Here is a 20,600-nt window from a genome sequence, read left to right as displayed (position 1 = left end):
TAGGGAGGGTGAACCCCTCCCTAGTTGTTTAGAGCGTTCCTGAACACCCGGGCGACTTCTTCTGGGTTGTCGCTTTTTAGCCAGCTGAGCGTCTCGGTGCCGCGGTAGCTCCACGCGAAAATGTTGTCGATACCTGCGGCGCGACTTTCCTCGACGGCGATGGCGAGGTCGTTCTCGCGGCCGGCCTCGATCTGGTACGCCTTGATCCACATCTGCACGGCCTTGCCGTACTTGGTGGCGACATCCACGAGCTTCTTGGCGGTCTCGGCGTATTTTTCGCGGACCCATTCCTCGGTGGCGCCGCGTTCCCAGTACGGGTCGCTGGCCACTTCGTCTACGCTTTCAAGGCCTGCAACGCGGCTCCAGTCGTCGAGCCCCGCGGGAAACCACGGCGGAAGCATGCACACGCAGTTGCGCTTGCCGCGGGCGTGAACATCTTCGGTCATTTCTTTCAGAAAATCAATCAGGCTGTCCTCGCGGAAATTTTTCACGTCGTTGGTAAGTTCGGCGGGCATCTCGTAGCCGAAACGAGCGCGGAACAACTCGCGGCATTTTTCGCAGCGGCAACTCCAGTTCTGTAGCCCGCCTTTCTCAAAATAAAAATGCGGCTCGTCCCAGAAGATAGTGCTCACCTTCGTGGCGCAAACGGATTCAATCCACTTGTGCATATAGGCTCGGAATTCAGGGTGGTTCGGGCAGGCGGCCACCTTCGGCTTGCCGTCGAGTGCCACCTGGCATAAGTCGTGGTTGCGAGCGGTGAGTTCCGAATACGCTTCGCCGCCAAATACGCGGCCCACACCCCACGGGTTTACGTAGACCGTCAGACCCAAGTCTGCGGACTTGTCCACGATTTCCTTCATGGTGCCGTAGTAATACTGTTGGTCTTCTTCGCTCCAGGTATGGAGCACTGCGTTAAAACCCGCTGCCTTGACGTCCTGCATATCGGCAAGAACATGCTTAGGCGAGCGCACACCAAAATAACTTACGCCTTTAATCATATTGAAAAGTTAGGAATTCGGAGTTCGGATTTCAGAGTTGTTTTTTTTAAAACAATCTTTTTAGGAATTTTTGATTAATAATTCCGAAATCAGAATTCTGAAATCTGAATTAGTTATTTGCCCATTGGGGAGATCCGCTCTTGAGCAGCACCTGTTCCAGGGTGCAGTACCATTCCTCTTCGCGTACCGGTTTGCGGACCCAGTAGTAGTTTTCGTCGCTTTCCGGAAGTGGCATGTTGTCGGGAACGAGTTCCACGATCCACGATTCGGGGATTCCGTCGTGCAGGAGCTTGCTGAACTTGAGGTTCTGCTCGCACGGCTTGTCGGAATGGTCCAAAATAATCAAGGCGGGGGACTGACCGATAATCAGGGCCGATTCCAGAAGATTTGTGGCGTCTTCGATGGAATTGCAGCTGTACATCGTGGAATCTTCTGCCAGGTCTCCGTGCTCCAACAGCCAACGGAAAGTCCATTGGCTCAACCGGTCCAGACTGCCGGGAGAAGACGGGGCTATAAAGAAGATGTGTCCCATGGCCTAAAAGATAGGTAATTCTCGCGAGTTGTGGATAGATTTTTTCGAGTTTTTCAAAAAATATTTTTTATCCTAAAGAAATTCTCATCTTGTCAACAATTTGTCTCCACGATGTGCTTTTTTACTGGCTTCGTTTATTTCTACTTCAACCAGTTTGTGAACTTGAATACGTTTTTTACTAAATTAGCGCACGGAACATAAAAGTCCTACTTAGGAGTGAGATATGAGCGCTATGAAATATTCTTTTGCGGCTGGAGCCGCTGTTGTCGCGATGCTTACGGCATGCGGCGACGAGGTAACCGAAGTGACCAACGTGGACGAGAAGGCTTCTCTCGACATTGTCGAAAAATACAAGGAACTGCCGGAGTGCGAAGAGTCCATTTACGGCTCCTTGGTTTATGCAGCCGATTCTTCGCAAGTATATGCCTGTACTTCGGACGGCTGGGGTTCGCTCAAGGGAGAAAAGGGCGACACGGGCGCCAAGGGAGACGATGGCAAGGCCGGTGAAAACGGCACCAACGGTACTAACGGAACAAACGGTAAAGATGGCGATGACGGTAAGGACGGTGCGTCCTGCACGGCGACGGCACTCGAGGACGGTTCCGGCATTGAGGTAAAGTGCGACGGCAAGGTCGTCGGCACTATCAAAAACGGAACGGACGGTGCTAAGGGCGCCGATGGAACTAACGGAACGAATGGAAAAGACGGTGAGGATGGTAAGGATGGCGAGTCCTGCACGACAAAGCCTGTTGAAAACGGTATTGAAGTGAGCTGCCCGGGGGCTGAACCGGTTGTAATTACGAACGGCGACAAGGGAGAAAACGGCAAGAGCGCTTACGAGCTTTCGGGAACGGACAAGACGCTGGAAGAATGGCTCGCCTCGCTGAAGGGTGATAACGGGGAATCGTGCACGGCGACCGCGCTCCAGGACGGTTCCGGCATTGAGGTGATGTGCGGCGGCAAGACCGTGGGAACCATCACGAACGGAAAAGATGGTGAAGATGGCACGAGCTGCGATATCGTAAGCGACGAGGGCGGAGTCGTTACGATTCAATGCGGCGAAGGCGAAAATGCCAAGACCACAAAACTCTATAAGGCCATGTGCGGTGCTGATCCGTTTGATCCGGCGGACAAGTTCTGCTTTAAGGAAAATTTGTATGACCTGTGCAATGGCGAAAAGTACGACACTGAAACTCAGTTCTGTGCCAAGTTCAATGACGATGCGAAAACGGAACAGCTTTACAAGATGGTGACTATCGCTCCGGAAGGAACGGATTACAGCGAGACCTGGATGGCCGAGAACCTGAACTACAAAACGGAGAACAGCTGGTGTGGTGGCGGAAGTGAAGCAACGGAAGGCGATTGTTCTGTTTACGGTCGCCTGTACACCTGGGCTGCGGCGTTCGGGAAGACCGAAGAGGAGTGCGGTAATGGAGGAAAATGCAATCTGGGCGATGGTAATGTACAAGGCGTTTGCCCCGAAGGCTGGCACCTGCCAAGCCGAGATGAATGGGAAAAGTTGATTGTTGCCGTGGATGATAACATTACAGAATATACTGATAAAAACGTTGCGGGCCAGTTCCTCAGGTCCAAGACTGGCGGGAAGGAGCCTAGTGGCATCAACAACGAGGATGCTTTCGGCTTTTCCGCGTTGCCCGCAGGCTACAAGGAGGATGGCCGTTACCGCTACGAAGGCTACGCCGCGTACATCTGGAGTTCTTCTGAGAACAATGGCTACAGCGCGCACTACATATACTTGCACTTCAAGTACGAGGTTACGTACCTGGCCACCTGCGCCAAGTATTACGGGTTTTCAGTTCGTTGTCTCAAGGATAAACCAGCCGAGTGATGCGGTCGCCAAGTTTACTTGAGCGACCATTTCCGAGGCGCAGTGGTCTGCGCTACGCAGTAGCGCCATGACTAGCAGTGAGGCGAACCCTGCACGGAATTGCTAGCATTTCCGTATAGGTGAGCCGAGCAGCGAGGGACTCCGTAGGAGTCCCCTAGGTGACGCAAGCCGACGGCGGCAAATATTAACCCGTCATTAAATTCCTATTTTTAGTGTATGTTCCCCGACGTACCTGAATTCAAGTTCATTGATTCGTTGTTGAAAGGCGCCGCTGAATTTAAGCACGACGCTCCGCAGCGCCGCGGCTGGCTCGGCGTGGGCGATGACTGCGCCATCTTTGACGGTTGGCTTGTGACCAAGGACTTGTCGGTCGAAAATACGCATTTCAGACTGGACTGGTCGACTCCCGAACAGGCTGTCGAAAAGCATATTGTTTCTAATGTGTCAGACATTTCGGCGATGGGTGGAATTCCGAAACTTGCCCTGCTAGGTTTGTGCTTGAACAGGAACTGGTCCGTTGAAACCCGCAACCGCGTGCAGGCCGCCCTTTCGCAGGGCTTTGCCAAACGTGGAATCGCCTTGATTGGCGGCGACACCGTGGTGGGCGAGGTGGGGATGTTCTCGACGACGCTTTTGGGAGTACTCGGCGACGCATCACCAGACGCCTCATCAGGCGCGTCACCCGACGGTGCGTTTGAGTTTCCGCGTCCCCTTTTGCGTTCGGCGGTCAAACCGGGGAATAATTTATTTGTAAACGGGACTCTCGGCAAGTCCGGGGCGGGGCTCTGGCTCCTGATGAACCACCCCGAAGCGGCATCCGAATTCCCCAAGCTGGTGGAATACCATCTTTCTCCGCAGATTTGTGAATCGGCGGGGGCCGAACTGATTCGTTTGGGAGCCTATGGCGCGGCGATGGACATTAGCGATGGTCTTTCTTCGGAGTTGAACCATCTGGCAGTTGCTTCGGGGGTGAACCTGCAAATCGAGGAATCCTTGCTTCCGATTGACGCGGAAGTCCTTCGCCTGTGTGATAGATATCACCTTGATCCTCTTGATTTTGCATTAAATGGGGGCGAAGAATACGAACTTCTGTTTGCAAATTCATGCCCAAATAGTATATTTGAAGAAAATGTTCGATTAGGCAAGGTGTGTAGAATAGGGAATGCGCTAGAAAAGTCTGGTGCACCTGAAGTTTGCATGCTGCGTCAAGATGGAGAGTTTTTGCCCGTACCCCCGCGGGCGTGGTCGCATATATGATGAACAATAACAAGATGAACCTTGGCCAGTTGTTGCTTCGTCAGGGAGTCCTCGACGAAGACCAGTTGGCCCACGCCATGGCCGAACATAAACGTACCGGTCTCATGCTCAGTAAGATTCTGGTGCGCCTTGGCATGGTGAGCGAAGAAACGCTAACGAACATCCTCGGGTCGCAGATGCAGTCTTCGACCAAGATGCGTATCGGTGAAATGCTCCTCGCTCAAGGGTACATTACGCAGGAGCAGCTAGACAAGGCTCTTGAAACCCAGAAAACTTCGGGTAAGCGCCTTGGCCGTACATTGGTGGACCTGGGCTACATGCCCGAGGAACGCCTTGTTGAAATTCTTTCGAGGCAGTTCGAAGTTCCGTATGTAAAGCTCGACAATTTCAATATTGACCCGAACGCCTATACCTTCTTGCCCGAAGATATGTGCAAGCAGTACAAGGTGGTGCCACTGTTCGTGCAGAAGGGTGAAGATGAACGCCGCCAGGTTCGCTCCGTGATGACGATTGCCATGACGGACCCGACCAACATGCGCACGATCAGCATCGTGAAGTTCAAGGTCCGTATGGATGTTGACGTGGTGATGGCGTCCGAAGCCGACGTGATGAAGGCGATTGAACGCGTGTTCGCCGGTCACGGTCCTGCCGAGGAATCCTTGGCCGACTTGATCAGCGAATCCAAGGACAGCGATGAACTGGAAACGGTGGAACGCGGTCAGGGTGGTAACGACGAACCCGAACTGAGTGACGAAGAAGGTCGTCAGGTGGTGAAGATCGTGACGACGCTGATTCACGAAGCCATTGCCCGTAAGGCCTCCGATATTCACCTGGAACCGCAGGAAACCTTCCTCAAGCTGCGTTACCGTATTGACGGTGACCTGCAGGTGATGTCCCCGATTCCGGCTCGTTTGATGCCGCAGATTCTTTCGCGTATCAAGCTCCTTTCGAAGATGGATATTGCCGAAAAACGTAAACCGTTGGACGGCCGCTTTACCGTGCGTTACAAGGGTTCCGAAGTGGACCTTCGTGTGAGCTCGTTCCCGATTTCATTGCGTAAGCGCGGTGTTTGCGAAAAGATCGTTATGCGTATCTTGAACCCGAACTCCGGTCAGTTCCCGCTGAAGGATATGGGTTTTAACCCGCGCGTACTCAAGCAGTTTATCGATGCGATTAATGCTCCTAACGGTATTGTGCTGGTGACCGGTCCTACCGGTTCCGGTAAGTCTACCACGCTTTATGCTTCTATTCGAGAAATTTTGGATTCCACCATCAACATCTCTACGATGGAAGACCCGGTGGAATTGAATATTGACGGTGTGAACCAAGGACAAATTAACAACGCCGCGGGCTTTACCTTTGCGGCGGGCATCCGCGCCCTCTTGCGTCAGGACCCGGACGTGATTATGATCGGTGAAATGCGTGACCAGGAAACTTCGTCCATGGCTATCGAAGCTGCTTTGACGGGTCACTTGGTCTTCAGTACGCTCCATACCAACGATGCTGCCGGCGCATTCCCGCGTTTGCTCGAAATGGGCCTGGAACCCTTCCTTGTGTCTACCGCCATCAAGGGCGTGCTTGCCCAACGTCTTGTGCGCCGTATCTGTAAGTACTGTAAGGAACCTGTCGAAATTTCGCAGGCCATGCGCGACGAATTCCACTTGACTCCCGATATGCAGTTCTACCACGGCAAGGGTTGCGACAAGTGCGATGGTTCGGGCTACAAGGGCCGTTGCGGTATTTACGAGTTCCTGGTGCCGAACGAAACCGTGCGTAACCTTATCATCAAGCGTTCTTCGGGCGATGTCATCAAACGCGCCGCCATCCAGGAATGCGGCATGATTACCTTGCGTATGGACGGTATCCAGAAGGCGTTGAACGGCCATACCACGCTCGAACAGGCCATTGGCGCTTCGACTGCCGACGACTAGTTTCGTTTTTAAGTTGAATGTGAAAATGCCCCGGAATTTTTCCGGGGCATTCTCTGTTAATTTTTGAGCAGTTTATTTGACCTCGATCATCGGGCTCGTTTCGCTGAGCAAGTAGGTCCATTCCTCACGAATCTTGTTGTATTCAGCCGGGTCGGCGTAGAGAGCGAAGGTGGTCCACTTGATGCTGTTCTTGCCGTCGTAATTTTTCTCGAAACTCACGTAATCCGGTTCGCGATTCAGCTTCTTGGGGCCGGTAATCTTGACCGTCTTGCCGTTCGCTGCTGTGACACTTAATTTGTATGCAAACTGCGTTTCGTGCGGCATGCGAATCGGGTGGTGACGCTTCGATACCTTCGGGAGCTTGAACAGGCTGCGTTCCCACACGTTCGGGAATCGTCCCTTGAGTTCGGAGCCGCCCTGGCCAAAGTAGCCCTTGGAGGCGTAAGTCACAATCAGGGCGAGCGGCTTGTTGAATTCGGCCAAGTTCTCGATGCGGATGTTTCCGATGCTTACGTCGGGGATACCCGAAGCGAGGAAGTCTTCCATCAGCTTTTCCTGTTCCTTGGCGTCGCGGCCAAAGAAGCGGTTACGCATCACGCTTGCGAACTTGCCCTGCAGCGAAATCGAGTCGCGGAATTCGCAGGCGCCGTCGTTTCCGATAAACAGGCGGTGTTCAATACCGATTTGGTGTTCCTGATTGTCTTCCAAAATCGGCGTGGTGACCACGTGGCTGCTGTCGTCGTTGATGACGAGTGCGACTTTGCCTTCCATGTCGAGCGGTACAGGGCGATCGTTGCCGGTCTTGTCGGTAGCATCGACCCAGCGTTCGGTGATTTGACCCTGCGCCGGAATGTAGAGAATCATGTGGTTGAACTGCTGAATCGTCGGGAGGCCGGCAAAGCCTTCTTCGGTCAGGTGGATGGCGGTGAGGTAGCTCTTGATGCCTACGGCTTCGAGCATTTCCTTGAGCAAAAGCGCCATGTCCTTGCAGTCGCCCTGGTGTTTTTTCAGCGTGACTTCGGCGGTTTGCGGAATCAGGCTGTGTCCGCCGAATCGAATGTCGCGGTAGCGAATATCGTGGCGTACAAAGTTCACGATGGCCTTGACGGCGTTGTCGTTTGCCTTGCTGCCGCGGACTTCGCGGGCTTTTTCACGCACGCTCACGGCCTGCTTGAACTGGTGCTTGATCAGGTTCTGGTAATCTTCGCCCACGTTCTTCCATTCCTGCTTGCCGGTAAGCATCAGGCCTGCGCCAAAGTCGCGGTACACGGGCATGTAAAGTTCCTTGCGGATAATGACCGGGTTTTCGATCTTCCATTCGATGCCGCCCTTGATGGCCTTCTTTTCGAGCGGGCCGTATTCTTCGGTCACAAAACGGGAGGTGTCGGCGTAAATGCGGAAGCTGGACTGGCCTACGGGAACGTCCTTGCTGCTCACGAAGTCGGTGTAGGGGATCATGCCCTTATTTTCGATGTTGGTGCGGCTGAACTGCAGGTAAATAAAGTCGCCCGGCTCCAGTTCCGAGAGCGGGAAATGCGCCGTCTGCGATTCGTTCTGGCCGCCGATTTCGGTGGCGTAGGTAATGTAGGCGCCATTCAGGTTCGCCTTCTGCTTCAGGTTCCAGTTGCTGTCGTAGACTTCGAGGGCGTTCAGGTAAATGCGGTCGAATCCCGGCAAGAAGTCGAAAGTGAATTCGCGATAGATGGCGGCGCCGCGAATGTCGAGGATTTCCATGAGCATTTCGTCGGTGCGGACCCAGTTTGCGCCCTTTTCGGCTTTCAAGGTCTGCTTGTTGTAATGCACCACGGCGGGAAAATCGCCTTCGGTGCCTTGCTTCTTGGCGCTTTCGCTGAGGAGACCCTTCAGGTTCTTGGTGCGTTCTTCTACCGGCGTAATTGGCTTTTGCAGCGTGCGGTTGTCTGCCTTGCCGAGGAATGCCTTCGTGGCGGAGAGGAAACTCTTGGCGTCTTCGTTATCGGGCTTTAAGGCGAGTGCCTTGGTGAGCGACTTTTCGGCGCCGCGGTAGTTGCGGCTGTAGAATAGAATCTTGCCCTGCGTGGTCCAAATCTTGTAGTCGTTACGGTCCTTGGCCAAGGTTTCTTCGCTAATGGCGCGGGCTTCTTCGTAGCGGCCAAGGAACATGAGGGCATCCATCAAGGTGCTTCCGAGTTCCACGCTCATACCAAAGCGGCGGCGCACCTGGTAAAGAATGTCGACGGCTTCGGCGTACTGGTCAAGGCCCATGTAAGTCTTTGCGAGGTAGACGCCCAGGCGGCTGCTCGGCTGCGTGTCGTAAAGGCGTTGCACGACCACCAGCGACTGGTTTCGCTGACCGAGGCCCCAGAGGGCGTCGCTCAAGTTGATCACGTATTCCGGATTGTTCGGCGTGTAGCGGAGGGCTGCTTCGGCGCATTCGCGGGCGCGGCCGTAGTCGAACAGGGCTTCGTACATTTCGCCCAAAATTGAGAGCAGTTTGCCGTTCTTTTGCACCAGTTCGCGCTGGCTTTCAAAGTGGCTGATGCCCGGGCCGTAAAGTTCCTTCATCTGGTACACGAATCCGCAGTTGATCAGGTAGAGAGGCTCTTCGAGGTCCATGCGGTTCGCGCGTTCAAAGTAGCTGAGCGCCACCAGCGGCTGGTTTTCGAGCAGGCGCAGAATGCCCACCTGGCTCATGATGGCGGCGTTGAACTTGGCGAGTTTCTTGGCGGATTCGGGGTCGGCGGCTGCGTTTTTGGAGGCCGGATTTTCGCCCACGGTCAGGCCTTCGATACCGTGTTGCATGACCTTGGCGTACTTTTTCTTGTTCACGCCTTGGGTCCAGCTCACGATCAAGATTCCGCGGCCGTCGTCATAGAAATAGCGGCCTGTGTAGTAGAAGTCGAACTTGTTGACTACGTGAGTCAGGCTAAAGTCCTGTGCGTAGCGGTCGCCGACCTTTTGGCGGTGCATTTCAAGTGTGGGATTGTTGGGGTCGACACCCAGGCGCACGAGCAATACCTTGAACAAATCCTGCGAATTGACGGCGTCGCTTTCTACAGTCGCGCCGTAAACGAACAGCGAAACGTCTTCGGCCTTGTTGCTAAGCACCAGGTCCGGGTCGTCGTTCTGGCGGGCGATTCCTGTCCAGTGATGCCAGAGGGTGTCTTTGACTGCCCAAGTGTAGCCGAGTGTGGGGGAGTCAAAGCTTTGCACGTTGTTCGGCGAAAGTTCCGGGCCTTCGCTTGCAGCAGTTTCGCGCATGCTGAAGTTCGCGAAGAATTCCTTCCATTCGTTCTTGAGTTCGCCCGGCTGGAGCGGCGTGTCGGTGGCAGAAAGTGTGAGCGTGTACACGCGGCTCCCGGCGCCTGTCACAAAGCCGACGGCCTCGTAGGGGCTGTCGTAGCGCTTGCCCGCCACGTCAAAGAATACGCCTGTACCGCCGAAATTTTCTTCGGGGTAGGTCTCGGCGAGAGTCGCCTTCTTGCCGCTGCTTTCAAAAGCCTGCATTTCCATCTGGGCGCGGTCCATGAGTCGCATGGGTTCGCCCTTCGGAAGTTCGATTTCGACCAGGACCGCGCGGCGTCCCGTGCTGGCGTTGTAAAATTCGTAGGGGACGCCGCTCTCGTGGGCGCCGCTCTCGTCGCCCACAAGCGCCCAGTCTCCAGAGCCTCCCTGCGGCAAAATGAAGTTGAATCCGTCGGAGCTGAAAGCTCTTGCGGAATTAGGTCCTTGAGCTTGCCGAAGGGCCTTGTTACTTGACCTGTCCGCATTCTGCGACGAGCCTTCGTCAAAATAGTCGTCGGTGTAGCTGGATCCGCCGTCGCTCTCGTCTGCTGCTGGCTGCGGTTCAGTTTCAGTCAGCGGCTTTCCGTTACCGGCGCAAGAAATTAAAGATGCAACAACTAACAGCCCAAACAGCGGGGCGCAAAAATTGGGAATACGACCAAATTTTTTAAACAAAGAATTGCTCATGACAACAAAAATAAAAAAACGAAAAGCTGTAGCCCAACGATTATATGTTCCAATGTGGAATATGGATTCCTCAATGTAAAAATATGGCAATCTTTTTCTATAATTGAATGTATCTAAGAAGGAATATATTTGGTTATGATTTCGATCCGGCATTTGAAAAAAGTGTATCCCAACGTAACTCCGCTTGTAGATGTGAATGCAGAAATTCACCGAGGCGAGGTTATTTCCATTATAGGCCCTTCGGGAACTGGTAAATCGACACTTCTTCGCTGCATCAATAGGCTGGAAAACCCGACTTCGGGAGAAATCTTAATCGATGGAAAATCCATTACGGCACCGGGGGCGAATGTCCCGATGCTTCGCCGAAAAATGGGAATGGTTTTCCAGTCCTTCAACTTGTTCAATCACTTGTCCGTCATCGAAAATATCATGGTGGCGCAAGTGGATTTGCTGCACCGGACAAAAAAGGAAGCCTACGAAAAGGGAATGGCTTTGCTCCGCACGGTGGGACTTGCCGACAAGGCGAATAACTTGCCCGAGGAACTTTCCGGTGGTCAAAAACAGCGCGTGGCGATTGCGCGAACCCTTGCCATGGATCCAGAAATTGTCCTGTTCGATGAACCGACGAGCGCCCTTGACCCGACAATGGTGGGGGAGGTTCTTTCGGTGATTCGCAACTTGGCAAAGCAGGGCTTGACCATGCTCATTGTCACGCACGAAATGAAATTTGCGAAGGATATATCGACTCGCGTCTTCTATATGGACGAGGGCGTTATTTACGAAGAAGGTTCTTCGGAACAGGTTTTCGATCATCCGCAAAAAGATAAGACTCGACAGTTTATCAAACGCCTGAAGGTGTTTGATGTTCGCCTGCAACATGGATTGACTGATTTTACGAATGTGGTGCAAAAATTCTTTGAATTTGTCGAGAAAAATCAAATTGACAAGCGGACTGCCCGAAATGTCAATTTTGTATTTGACGAGCTCGTCGCGCAGAATTTGCTGATGAAATTGCCCCCAGAATCTAGCATCCATTTGGTGGCTGAATATTCCGATGAATCCTGCCGTGTGGAAATCAAGATTGACTTTGTAGGGGAAAATATAAATCCGCTTGAAACTTGTGATGAAATTTCCCGAAGATTGGTGGATGTTGCCGTTGAAAATTACAGGCAATGTGTCGTTGATGGCGTAAATCAAATTTATTTCCAGGTGAAGTAGGCGAGAATATGAAAACGACTTTGAAATTTTGGATAGTTCTGCTTTTCGTAATGCTTTTCGCAAGCGGTGTCCTAGCTGCCACAGAAGACTCTTCTTTGAAGGATGTTCCGCTGCAATTCAGGGACAAACATCTCAAGTACAATTCCATTGCCGATATGAACAAGAATGCGAACTTGCGACTCGGTATGCAGACGGGTTTTGTATTTGTCGACAAGGAAACGCGACGCCTTCTTCCTAACGCAAAAATTGACTATTACAAGTCCACGCCCGATATGGCCTATCTGGTGGCAAACGGTAAGTTGGATGGCTTTGTCAACGACGAACCGATTATTCGTTATGCTGCTCTTCAAAATCCGAATCTCGGCTATATCCACGCCGGCTTTGAACCGATGGATGTCGTGGCTGTGTTCCCGAAGAATGAAAAGGGACGTAAGCTTCGCGACGAGATGAACGTCTTTATCGAAAAGTATCGTGCAGCGGGTCTTTTGGACTCGATCGACCAACTTTGGCTGGGTAACGATGAAACCCGGAAAGTGGTGAATTTCCCGAAGGCAAAAGAGGGAATGCCCACACTCAAGATGGCGACAAATGCCACGACTGCGCCCTTTGAATACATCAAGGATGGGCGAATTGTCGGTTACGAGATGGATCTGATGGCCCGCTTTGCCACAGAAATGGGGTATGGCCTTGATGTCCATAATGTGGAATTTGAATCGGTGATTCTCGGTATTGAAACGGGAATATACGATTTTGCGGCGGCAACGCTCAGCGCCACTCCCGCGTTCAAGGAGAAAAACTACCTCTCTAATGCCTTCTATGTTTCAGAATGCGTGATGGCGGTTCAGATTCTCGATGGCAAAAAAACGCAGCAGGTTGCGAAAAGTCCAGAAGAAATTATAGAGGGATTGAATCGTGATGGCGTAAAGATTGGTCTTGGGACAGGATGTGCCTTCAATAAAGTGCTGGATACCTTCTTCCCGAAAGCAAAAAGCCTGTTTTTCAATACCTATGCCGATATAGCCAAATCGATTGAAGCCGGAAAGCTGGACGCCATGCTTGTTGATGAGCCCACTGCAAGGCTCGTGGTTGCAAGTTATAAAGGAATTGAAATTGTAAATAAGCTTTTGGAAGAGGCCGACTACGCTTTTGCGTTCCCCAAGAATGAAAAAGGCGAAAAGTTGCGCGCACAGATGACGGAATTTATCCAGAAGTCCAACAAACAGGGATTGAAGACGGATTTGGAGGCTGTCTGGTTTGGCTCCGATGAATCTGTCAAGAAAATTGATCTGTCGAAATTGAAAGCGACAAATGGAACACTTCACTTGGCCACGAATACGGAGGTTGCCCCGTTTGTTTATATCAAGGACAATGCCATTGTCGGTTACGATATTGACTGGGTAGTCCGTTTTTGCGAGGCCTATGGTTATGGACTCGAAATTGTGAATATGAATTTTGAATCCATTTTGCCTTCGCTTGTGTCGGGTGCAAGTGATTTGGCTGTGGGCGAGATCACCATTACCGAGGAAAGAAAGCAAAGCATTGATTTCTCGGTCCCTGTTTATGATGGCGGAGTCGTTGCCATTGTGAAACGGGCTGCAGAAGGGGAGACTGTTGCCTCCGATGAAGAAACCTTGTGGGTTTCGTTGAAGTCCAGCTTCGAGAGAACCTTCATTCGTGAAGATCGCTGGAAACTCGTTGTAGACGGTATTGGCGTTACGGTGTTTATCTCGATTATGTCTGCAATTTTTGGAACTGTTCTTGGATTCCTGATTTGCCTGATGAGACTTTCGAAGAATAAAATTGCCGATGCCATTGCCATCTCCTACATCCGTATATTGCAGGGGACGCCATCGGTTGTTCTGTTGATGATTCTTTTCTACGTCGTTTTCGCCCGCACGGGGCTCGATGGGGTATGGGTCGCCATTATCGGATTTGGCATGAACTTCGGGGCGTATGTGTCTGAAATGATGCGCACAGGAATCGAGGCTGTGGATAGGGGACAGATGGAAGCCGCCCTTTCGCTCGGTTACACCAAGGTGAGGGCGTTTTTCAGGATTGTATTCCCGCAGGCGGCAAGGCATTTCCTGCCCGTTTACCAGGGTGAATTCATCAGCATGGTCAAGATGACCTCGGTGGTGGGCTATATCGCCATTCTCGACCTGACCAAGGCCTCCGACATTATCCGCAGCCGAACCTACGAGGCGTTTTTCCCGCTGGTGACGACCGCAATCATCTATTTCTTGATTGCCTGGCTCCTTACCCGAGTGCTTACCGCAATCCAGAAGCGAATCGACCCTAAAAACCGAAAGAAGGTTTCGTTTTAATAAGATCTCTGTTTTACCCTTCGGCAATGTTTGGGGAAATCAGCTCGTTATACAGCAAAAAGGCGGCCATTTGACCGCCAAGCATTGTATTTTTAGAGCAATTAGAGCTCGCGAATTTCTTTTTCGGAAAGATTAGTCGTTTCCTTTATAATGGAAATATCGACTCCCTTATCGCGCATTTTCTTCGCAATTTCGCGAGCTTTTTTAAGGCCACCACTGTATTCCCAGCTAGCCTTCTCAACATCTCTCATCATCGTGCTAATCATATACCTAGCACTAAAATTACACAATTTTACCTCGTTTTGCAAGACCTTGAACACGGGATCCGCAGCAAACTTGCTGAAATCGGCTTCACGGTTGAGCGTATCGATGGCACGGAGCCACTGTGCAATGCGGCTATTGTCGCCTTCGAACTTTTCCTTCTGCTTGAGGAACTTGTTCACTTCGATAAGCGTCACCGTCTGCCGTTCGAAATATACACGCTGCTCCTGATTGCGGAGCTGCACCTTATGGCGATAGTTCGGGGACTCCTTGAACGCATCGAAGAACTGGAAACTGACCAAAAACGACAAGCCCCTAAAAGTATTGAAGGACTTTGATCATTCCAAGTTCAAAAACTATTGTGCATTCCCTGAAGATGACTTGGTTGAAGACGACGAAGGGAAATATCACCTTAAGAAAAATGCCTATAAGAAGTACTCTAAACCTCATAAAGCTGAAGAATCCCCAAAGGGGACTGTAGTTAAAAAGACCACTGAACAAAAAATGGTTGTTGCAAAAAATAAAGATGATTTAAGGAAAAAAATTTTAGCAGCCATAAAACAGAATGGTGCGAATTGTGACTTGAATTTCATCGATGTATCTAAAATTACAGATATGAGTGATTTGTTTTCTGATGAGGATCTTTCACAATTCACCGGTGATATCAGTCAATGGGATGTATCGAATGTTACAAATATGAGTAGAATATTTCAAGATTCTCAATTCAACGGCGACATCAGCAGATGGGATGTGTCCAAAGTAATCAATATGGTCATGATGTTTAGAAATTCTGATTTTAATGGCGATATTAGCAAATGGAATGTGTCAAACGTTGAGGCAATGAGTGAAATGTTCGCTTCTTCTAAATTTCAAGGGAATCTTGATAAATGGAACGTGCCGAAAGGCGTTGATATGTCCGATATGTTTGAGGAATCTCCTTTGGAAAAGAAACCTCCCAAGTGGTACAAAAAGAAATAACTGCGAAAAACCTTCTGTCGAAATACCCCCGCACCCCCAAATGGTTCTGCGGGGGCTTTTTTTGTATACCCATAATTAATCATTAAAAAGGTGCCAAAATTCCCATTTTTTCTGAATGTTGCGTGTTAATAGATTGGGGTGATCCAATTTCACCCTGCAAAATAAATTCATATTGACAATCTGTACATACATAATGTATATTAACTATGAACATAACAAAGCATGCTTTAGAACGAATGGCTGAGCGCGGTTTTACACCGGAAATGCTTGTTGCCTTGATGAATGGAAAATACACCATATTACCTACTAGAGATGATAAGTTTCTTCTGATAGGTAAGGCTGATGGCAATTTTTGGACACTTGTCTTGGCAAAAGATATGTATTCAGTCGTGTCGGTTAGACGTTCGCATAACAGTGAGGTGGTAAAATGGAATTCAAAATAATCGATGATTTCTTATCGAAAGAAGAACTCGAGGAACTGGATAACCGCGATTTTTCCGAGGACATCCGCGAGGCGGAAAAGAACGGTACCATTGTTGTTGCCGAAGGTAACTGGGACGAAACGGTCAAGGCACTAAAGGCGAAAATGGCGGCCAATGCCACCAAGGCGATTACCATTCGAGTCCCGGTTCGTGTTATTGAACGCTACAAGAAGCGTGCCGCCGCCGTAGGCATCGGCTACCAGACGCTCATGAAGCAGATGCTGGAAGCTGCCCCGGTGTAACCAAGACCTCCCATGGCGGTTTGGTCCCCTTTCGTCGGCAAAAATCCGAAATTTTATGTTTTTTACTACACAAAAGCCTCGGATTTTTGTATCTTTACGGCCAAGATCGCACCACCTTAGGTGGTTAGCAATTTCAACAAACAAACAAAAGGATCCAATAATGGCTCTCAAACTCGGTATCAATGGTTTCGGTCGTATCGGCCGTATGGTCTTCCGCGCTGCTGTGGAAAACTTCTCCAAGGACATTACTGTTGTCGGTATCAACGACCTTCTCGACGCTGACTACCTCGCTTACATGCTGAAGTATGACTCCGTCCACGGCGCTTTCAACCACGACATCAAGGTCGAAGGCAACTTCCTCATCGTCGACGGCAACAAGATCCAGATCTTCGCTGAAAAGGATCCGTCCGCTATCACTTGGGGTGCCCTCGATGTTGACGTCGTTGTGGAATCCACTGGCTTCTTCCTGACCGAAGAACTCGCTTCTGCTCACCTCAAGGCTGGTGCCAAGAAGGTGATCATGTCTGCTCCGTCTAAGGACGCTACTCCGATGTTCGTGTACGGCGTGAACGACAAGACCTACGCTGGCCAGAAGATCATCTCCAACGCTTCCTGCACCACCAACTGCCTTGCCCCGATCTCCAAGGTTCTCGATGAAAAGTTCGGCATCGTCCGTGGCCTCATGACCACCGTTCACGCTGCAACTGCTACTCAGAAGACCGTTGACGGCCCGTCCAAGAAGGACTGGCGCGGTGGCCGTGGCATCCTCGAAAACATCATCCCGTCTTCTACGGGTGCTGCAAAGGCCGTGGGTAAGGTTCTCCCGCAGCTCAACGGCAAGCTCACCGGTATGTCTATGCGCGTGCCGACTTCCGACGTGTCCGTTGTTGACCTGACTGTCGAACTCAAGAAGGCTTGCACTTACGAAGAAATCTGCGCCGCCATGAAGGAAGCTTCTGAAGGCGAACTCAAGGGCATCCTCGGTTACACCGACGAAGCCGTTGTTTCTACCGACTTCCGCAACTGCCCGAAGACCTCCATCTTCGACGCCAAGGCTGGCATCCAGCTCGACCCGACCTTCGTTAAGGTTGTGTCCTGGTACGATAACGAATGGGGCTACAGCAACAAGGTTTGCGAAATGGCCCGTGTTATTGCCAAGTAATCATCGGCAAGTAAGATTTCTAGATAGCGTTAGTCGTGCGGACGCCACTTAGTTTTCCGCACTTCCGCTAAGAAACCTTTTAGGAACCCTGCCCAAGCGGCGGGGTTCTTTTTTATAGTAGATTCGGTACCCATGTCATTGCGAGGAGCGAGAGCGACGAAGCAATCTCTAGTTGAATCTTTATTTAGAATAAACTATATTTGTGGCATGAAAAATAAATTTTTAGCTCTTTTGATTTCGTCGGCATTCCTGTTCACGGCTTGCGGCGACGATTCCTCTTCTGCTTCGGCGGCCCCTTCTTCCGAAGAATCTTCTTCTTCCGTGGAAGAAGGCGATGACTCTTCTTCTTCCGAAAAGGATGCCAAGTCTTCGTCGTCCGAGGATGGCGACAAGTCTTCGTCCAGTGAAAAATCTTCAGGGAACTCTTCTTCTTCGGAAAAGTCTTCCGACAATTCCTCGTCTTCTGCGAAAGATGATTCCAAGTCGTCTTCTAGCGTAAGTAAAGACAAGTCCTCTTCGAGCGAGTCCCCGAAGTCCTCGTCTAGCGAAACGCCGGAATCTTCATCCACTGAAGTTTCGTCTTCTTCTGTAGTAACTCCGGAAGGTGCCCGTGCCGCGAAACTCACCGATTTACAGAAGAACTATGAACTCAAGCTGTTTGACCAGACCGTCTACCTGTCGACCGGCAGCAAGCAGGGCGTTTTGGCACTCCGCATTCCGGACGAATTGTGGGTGGTCACCTATACGGATTTTGCAGGTGGCGTGGTGAGCTTTAAAAAAGATAAAGCTGGCTTGCAGTATAGTGAAACCGATGCCGTCAAAAAGATTATAGGAAAAATGGACGCCGGCTTCAAGATTTCGTTTGTCGTCAAAGCAGCCGACAATGCCGATGAAGACGACACAATTCTGTACTCTGTAGACGGTGGCGATTACAGCGAAGCGATTAAGGCTAGCGTCGCTGTCCAGAAGAGCAAGGTCTCCAAGGCCGAAACAATTCAGAAGAAAATCTATGAATGTGCCGATGGCGATTCCACGAGGACCTTCAAGTTCTTTGACGGTTCGTATGTCTATGAGACCTCGGTCGACGGCCAAGTAGTGAACTGGCATGCCGGTCGGTATGATATCCAGCGCAGCACGCTGTTGATGATCCCGCTCTACTATGTGGGGTCTTCGCGTACGATGTTCACCTATTCCGTGGGCACCGACAATAAGATTACGGCGTACAATGGCGAGAGCATGGACTGTACGGTTGAAGAAGTCGAGTACGAGTATGAAAATGCCGAAGATTTTGTCGGCGAATGGGTGAAGACACAAGACGGTGTAGATTGGACATTTACGTTGAAAGCCGACGGAACTTCCAAGCTGGAAGCATTCGAAGGCTCAAAGAGAGTCGAACTCAAGTCGGGCACTTGGGAAGTTTACGGCTACTATATGGTGATGGACTACAATACGTTATTGAATCCGGGCAGTACGACAAGCACGTATGGCCAGTTGCAGACCGGACCGGTTGACCGTGAAACGGGCAAGATTAGCGGATTCTCGTTCATTCATCATGATAAGGACTCGCCGCGCATTCCGTATTCGTTCGAAGCGCCGGAATACGACGACTGATTTAGGGTGAAACCCTGGAAATAAAATGAAGGCCCGCATTTGCGGGCCTCTTTTGTACTTTCGTCTGTTGGGTGCAAGCCCCGTTCTAGATTACAGCTTCATATCGCTCAGGCGGGTATGTTCCACCGCGTCAAACTCTTCAATAATTTCTTTGCTGGGGGCCTTGGTGCAGAGGCTCACGATCACGATGGTCGCAAAGCTAAGCACGAAGCCGGGCACCAGCTCGTAAATCTGGAAGATTTCGGCGGAGAATCCGGAGAGGTAGAACTTCCACACGAAGGTGGTGATGCCGCCCACGAGCATGCCCGCGATGGCGCCCGGAAGCGTGGTACGCTTCCAGAACAGGGCAAGGAGCATAATCGGGCCGAAGGTGGCGCCGAAACCGCCCCAGGCAAAGCTCACGAGGCTCATCACCACATCCAAGAAACTCTTGCCGTGCTTCACTCCGTCGGCACTGGGAGCGCCCTGCATGGCGACGATGACCGCGATAACCGTAATGAGCACGACCACGCCGCGGCTCACCCACATGACTTCCTTGTTGCTCGCATTCTTGCGGAACAGGTGCTTGTAGAGGTCGTTACTGAAGGCAGAGGCGGAAACCAGCAGCTGGGAGTCAGCCGTACTCATGATAGCGGCGAGAATGGCTGCCATGAGGATGGCGGCGACAGCCGGGTGGCAGAGCGCTTGGCAAAGAATCATGAAGATGCGTTCGGGGTCGGCGACGGTAATGCCGTTCGCTTCTACGTAGTAGCGTCCGAGGATGGCAATCATGATGGCGGCACCGAGGCAGATGGTGACCCAGGTCATGGCGATACGGCGGGAGAACTTGATGTCTTCGGCGTTCTTGATGCTCATGAAGCGCACCAGGATGTGCGGCATGCCGAAGTAGCCGAGGCCCCACGCGAGGCTAGAAATCAAGGCGATAAGCCCGATGGACTTGCCGGTGGTGGCGTTGGTGAACAGGCTCAACAGGTAGGGGTTCTGTGCGTTCACGGCATCCATGGTCGCTGCAAAACCGCCCGAGCCGGTCATGATAATCGAGGGAATCGCGATGACGGCGATAAGCATCATGGTCGCCTGGATAAAGTCCGTCCAGCACACGGCGAAAAATCCGCCCATGAAGGTGTAGCTCACCACGACAACCGCACCGATGATAAGGCCGGTGGTGTAGTCCATACCGAAGATGGTGCCGAAGAGCTTTGCGCTAGCCACAAAGCCCGAAACCGTGTAGAACAGGAAGAACGCGAGAATGAAGATGGAGGCGATAACGCGGATGATTCCCTTGTTGTCGCGGAAACGGTTCGCAAAGAAGTCGGGGAGCGTGATGGAGTCGCCGCAGAAGTGGCTGTACTTGCGGAGCCTGCGGCCCACGATTTTCCAGTTGAGGTATGTGCCAATCACGAGACCGATGCCGATCCACGCTTCGGAAAAACCGCTCACGAAGATGGCGCCCGGGAGGCCCATCAAAAGCCAGCCGCTCATGTCGGAGGCCTGTGCGGACATGGCCACGACCCACTTGTTCATGCCGCGGTTGCCCAGGTAGTAGGCATTCAGGCTGTTCGCCTTCTTGGAGAAGTAAAAGCCGATGCCAAGCATCATCAACAGGTATAAAATGAAAACGGTTAAGACCATTTGTCGTCTCCTTTATGTATGCTTTTAAAGATAGAAAAAAAGGGGGGAGGGCTCCCCCTGCTTGCAGCCCCGGCATACGTCATTGCGAGGAGCAAAGCGACGAAGCAATCCATAGCCGTGGCTTCCAGCACCCCCTCTGCGGGCGCTCGCCGCCCCGCAACGCCCCGGCTTC

At 51.5% G+C, this 20,600-nt stretch carries 15 protein-coding genes; 10 read left to right on the top strand and 5 right to left on the bottom strand.

The features are described 5' to 3' along the window. Positions 1 to 20: 20 nt before the first annotated feature. Together BUA93_RS07285 and BUA93_RS07280 are read right to left on the bottom strand one after the other, a co-directional pair. Positions 21 to 998 (bottom strand): hypothetical protein, encoded by a 978-nt coding sequence (locus BUA93_RS07285; protein WP_072978492.1) that lies wholly within the window; start codon positions 996 to 998, stop codon positions 21 to 23. Between the two features lie 109 nt (positions 999 to 1,107). Further along, on the bottom strand, positions 1,108 to 1,530 hold the full coding sequence (locus tag BUA93_RS07280; protein ID WP_072978491.1) for a hypothetical protein: 423 nt from the start codon (positions 1,528 to 1,530) through the stop codon (positions 1,108 to 1,110). 223 nt (positions 1,531 to 1,753) lie between these two features. Here BUA93_RS07280 and BUA93_RS07275 point away from each other — a divergent pair, with 223 nt between their 5' ends. From BUA93_RS07275 to BUA93_RS07265, 3 genes are all read left to right on the top strand, one after another. Next, the gene (locus BUA93_RS07275; RefSeq protein ID WP_072978490.1) at positions 1,754 to 3,379 is read left to right on the top strand and encodes an FISUMP domain-containing protein; all 1,626 of its coding nucleotides are present in this window, start codon (positions 1,754 to 1,756) and stop codon (positions 3,377 to 3,379) included. A gap of 216 nt (positions 3,380 to 3,595) precedes the next feature. Continuing rightward, the gene (gene thiL, locus BUA93_RS07270; protein WP_072978489.1) at positions 3,596 to 4,636 is read left to right on the top strand and encodes a thiamine-phosphate kinase; all 1,041 of its coding nucleotides are present in this window, start codon (positions 3,596 to 3,598) and stop codon (positions 4,634 to 4,636) included. After that, the gene (locus tag BUA93_RS07265; protein WP_254793897.1) at positions 4,633 to 6,567 is read left to right on the top strand and encodes a GspE/PulE family protein; all 1,935 of its coding nucleotides are present in this window, start codon (positions 4,633 to 4,635) and stop codon (positions 6,565 to 6,567) included. Before thiL ends, BUA93_RS07265 begins: the two co-directional genes overlap by 4 nt. Before the next feature lie 72 nt (positions 6,568 to 6,639). Here BUA93_RS07265 and BUA93_RS07260 read toward each other — a convergent pair whose 3' ends face one another. Continuing rightward, a complete protein-coding gene (locus BUA93_RS07260; protein ID WP_072978488.1) occupies positions 6,640 to 10,518 on the bottom strand; it encodes a DUF3857 domain-containing protein in 3,879 nt (1,292 codons plus the stop codon). 135 nt (positions 10,519 to 10,653) lie between these two features. On the opposite strand from BUA93_RS07260, the gene BUA93_RS07255 reads away from it, so the two are divergent. After that, positions 10,654 to 11,736 (top strand): amino acid ABC transporter ATP-binding protein, encoded by a 1,083-nt coding sequence (locus BUA93_RS07255; RefSeq protein ID WP_072978487.1) that lies wholly within the window; start codon positions 10,654 to 10,656, stop codon positions 11,734 to 11,736. An 8-nt stretch (positions 11,737 to 11,744) separates the two neighbouring features. Beyond that, entirely contained in the window at positions 11,745 to 14,060 is a 2,316-nt protein-coding gene (locus tag BUA93_RS07250; RefSeq protein ID WP_083597216.1) for an ABC transporter permease subunit, read from the top strand. Positions 14,061 to 14,161: 101 nt separating this feature from the next. On the opposite strand, the gene BUA93_RS07245 is transcribed toward BUA93_RS07250, so the two are convergent. After that, complete coding sequence (locus tag BUA93_RS07245; RefSeq protein WP_175547387.1) at positions 14,162 to 14,623, bottom strand: PD-(D/E)XK nuclease family transposase; 462 nt, start codon at positions 14,621 to 14,623, stop codon at positions 14,162 to 14,164. Here BUA93_RS07245 and BUA93_RS07240 point away from each other — a divergent pair. The 5 genes from BUA93_RS07240 (at position 14,592) to BUA93_RS07220 (ending at position 18,796) form a co-directional block, all read left to right on the top strand. Continuing rightward, positions 14,592 to 15,299, top strand: a complete 708-nt coding sequence (locus tag BUA93_RS07240; RefSeq protein WP_254793896.1) for a BspA family leucine-rich repeat surface protein — start codon at positions 14,592 to 14,594, stop codon at positions 15,297 to 15,299. The genes BUA93_RS07245 and BUA93_RS07240 overlap by 32 nt on opposite strands. Before the next feature lie 206 nt (positions 15,300 to 15,505). After that, positions 15,506 to 15,742 (top strand): DUF4258 domain-containing protein, encoded by a 237-nt coding sequence (locus BUA93_RS07235; protein ID WP_139257860.1) that lies wholly within the window; start codon positions 15,506 to 15,508, stop codon positions 15,740 to 15,742. Beyond that, positions 15,727 to 16,023: a CopG family antitoxin gene (locus BUA93_RS07230; RefSeq protein ID WP_072978482.1), complete on the top strand. Its 297-nt coding sequence runs from the start codon at positions 15,727 to 15,729 to the stop codon at positions 16,021 to 16,023. The genes BUA93_RS07235 and BUA93_RS07230 overlap by 16 nt, the downstream gene beginning before the upstream one ends. Before the next feature lie 160 nt (positions 16,024 to 16,183). Next, positions 16,184 to 17,185, top strand: a complete 1,002-nt coding sequence (gap, locus tag BUA93_RS07225) for a type I glyceraldehyde-3-phosphate dehydrogenase (protein WP_072978481.1) — start codon at positions 16,184 to 16,186, stop codon at positions 17,183 to 17,185. Positions 17,186 to 17,392: 207 nt separating this feature from the next. Continuing rightward, positions 17,393 to 18,796 (top strand): hypothetical protein, encoded by a 1,404-nt coding sequence (locus BUA93_RS07220; RefSeq protein ID WP_072978480.1) that lies wholly within the window; start codon positions 17,393 to 17,395, stop codon positions 18,794 to 18,796. Between the two features lie 90 nt (positions 18,797 to 18,886). Here the strand turns inward: BUA93_RS07220 and putP are convergent, their stop codons facing one another. Next, positions 18,887 to 20,428, bottom strand: coding sequence for a sodium/proline symporter PutP (gene putP / locus BUA93_RS07215; RefSeq protein WP_072978479.1), 1,542 nt, complete (start codon positions 20,426 to 20,428; stop codon positions 18,887 to 18,889). Between the last annotated feature and the right edge of the window lie 172 nt (positions 20,429 to 20,600).

The sequence above is a fragment of the Fibrobacter sp. UWH4 genome (assembly GCF_900142475.1).
Taxonomy (GTDB): Bacteria; Fibrobacterota; Fibrobacteria; order Fibrobacterales; family Fibrobacteraceae; genus Fibrobacter.
Note: the sequence above shows the minus strand (reverse complement) of the source record. Positions and strands in the feature narration are given on the sequence as shown.

What these genes read in the sequence shown, in the direction of transcription:
- BUA93_RS07235 (WP_139257860.1), top strand. Translation starts at nt 15,506, where the DNA reads ATGAACATAACAAAGCATGCTTTAGAACGAATGGCTGAGCGCGGTTTT.
- BUA93_RS07265 (WP_254793897.1), top strand. Translation starts at nt 4,633, where the DNA reads ATGATGAACAATAACAAGATGAACCTTGGCCAGTTGTTGCTTCGTCAG.
- thiL (WP_072978489.1), top strand. Translation starts at nt 3,596, where the DNA reads ATGTTCCCCGACGTACCTGAATTCAAGTTCATTGATTCGTTGTTGAAA.
- BUA93_RS07275 (WP_072978490.1), top strand. Translation starts at nt 1,754, where the DNA reads ATGAGCGCTATGAAATATTCTTTTGCGGCTGGAGCCGCTGTTGTCGCG.
- gap (WP_072978481.1), top strand. Translation starts at nt 16,184, where the DNA reads ATGGCTCTCAAACTCGGTATCAATGGTTTCGGTCGTATCGGCCGTATG.
- BUA93_RS07280 (WP_072978491.1), bottom strand. Translation starts at nt 1,530, where the DNA reads ATGGGACACATCTTCTTTATAGCCCCGTCTTCTCCCGGCAGTCTGGAC.
- BUA93_RS07260 (WP_072978488.1), bottom strand. Translation starts at nt 10,518, where the DNA reads ATGAGCAATTCTTTGTTTAAAAAATTTGGTCGTATTCCCAATTTTTGC.
- BUA93_RS07250 (WP_083597216.1), top strand. Translation starts at nt 11,745, where the DNA reads ATGAAAACGACTTTGAAATTTTGGATAGTTCTGCTTTTCGTAATGCTT.
- BUA93_RS07230 (WP_072978482.1), top strand. Translation starts at nt 15,727, where the DNA reads ATGGAATTCAAAATAATCGATGATTTCTTATCGAAAGAAGAACTCGAG.
- putP (WP_072978479.1), bottom strand. Translation starts at nt 20,428, where the DNA reads ATGGTCTTAACCGTTTTCATTTTATACCTGTTGATGATGCTTGGCATC.
- BUA93_RS07220 (WP_072978480.1), top strand. Translation starts at nt 17,393, where the DNA reads ATGAAAAATAAATTTTTAGCTCTTTTGATTTCGTCGGCATTCCTGTTC.
- BUA93_RS07285 (WP_072978492.1), bottom strand. Translation starts at nt 998, where the DNA reads ATGATTAAAGGCGTAAGTTATTTTGGTGTGCGCTCGCCTAAGCATGTT.
- BUA93_RS07255 (WP_072978487.1), top strand. Translation starts at nt 10,654, where the DNA reads ATGATTTCGATCCGGCATTTGAAAAAAGTGTATCCCAACGTAACTCCG.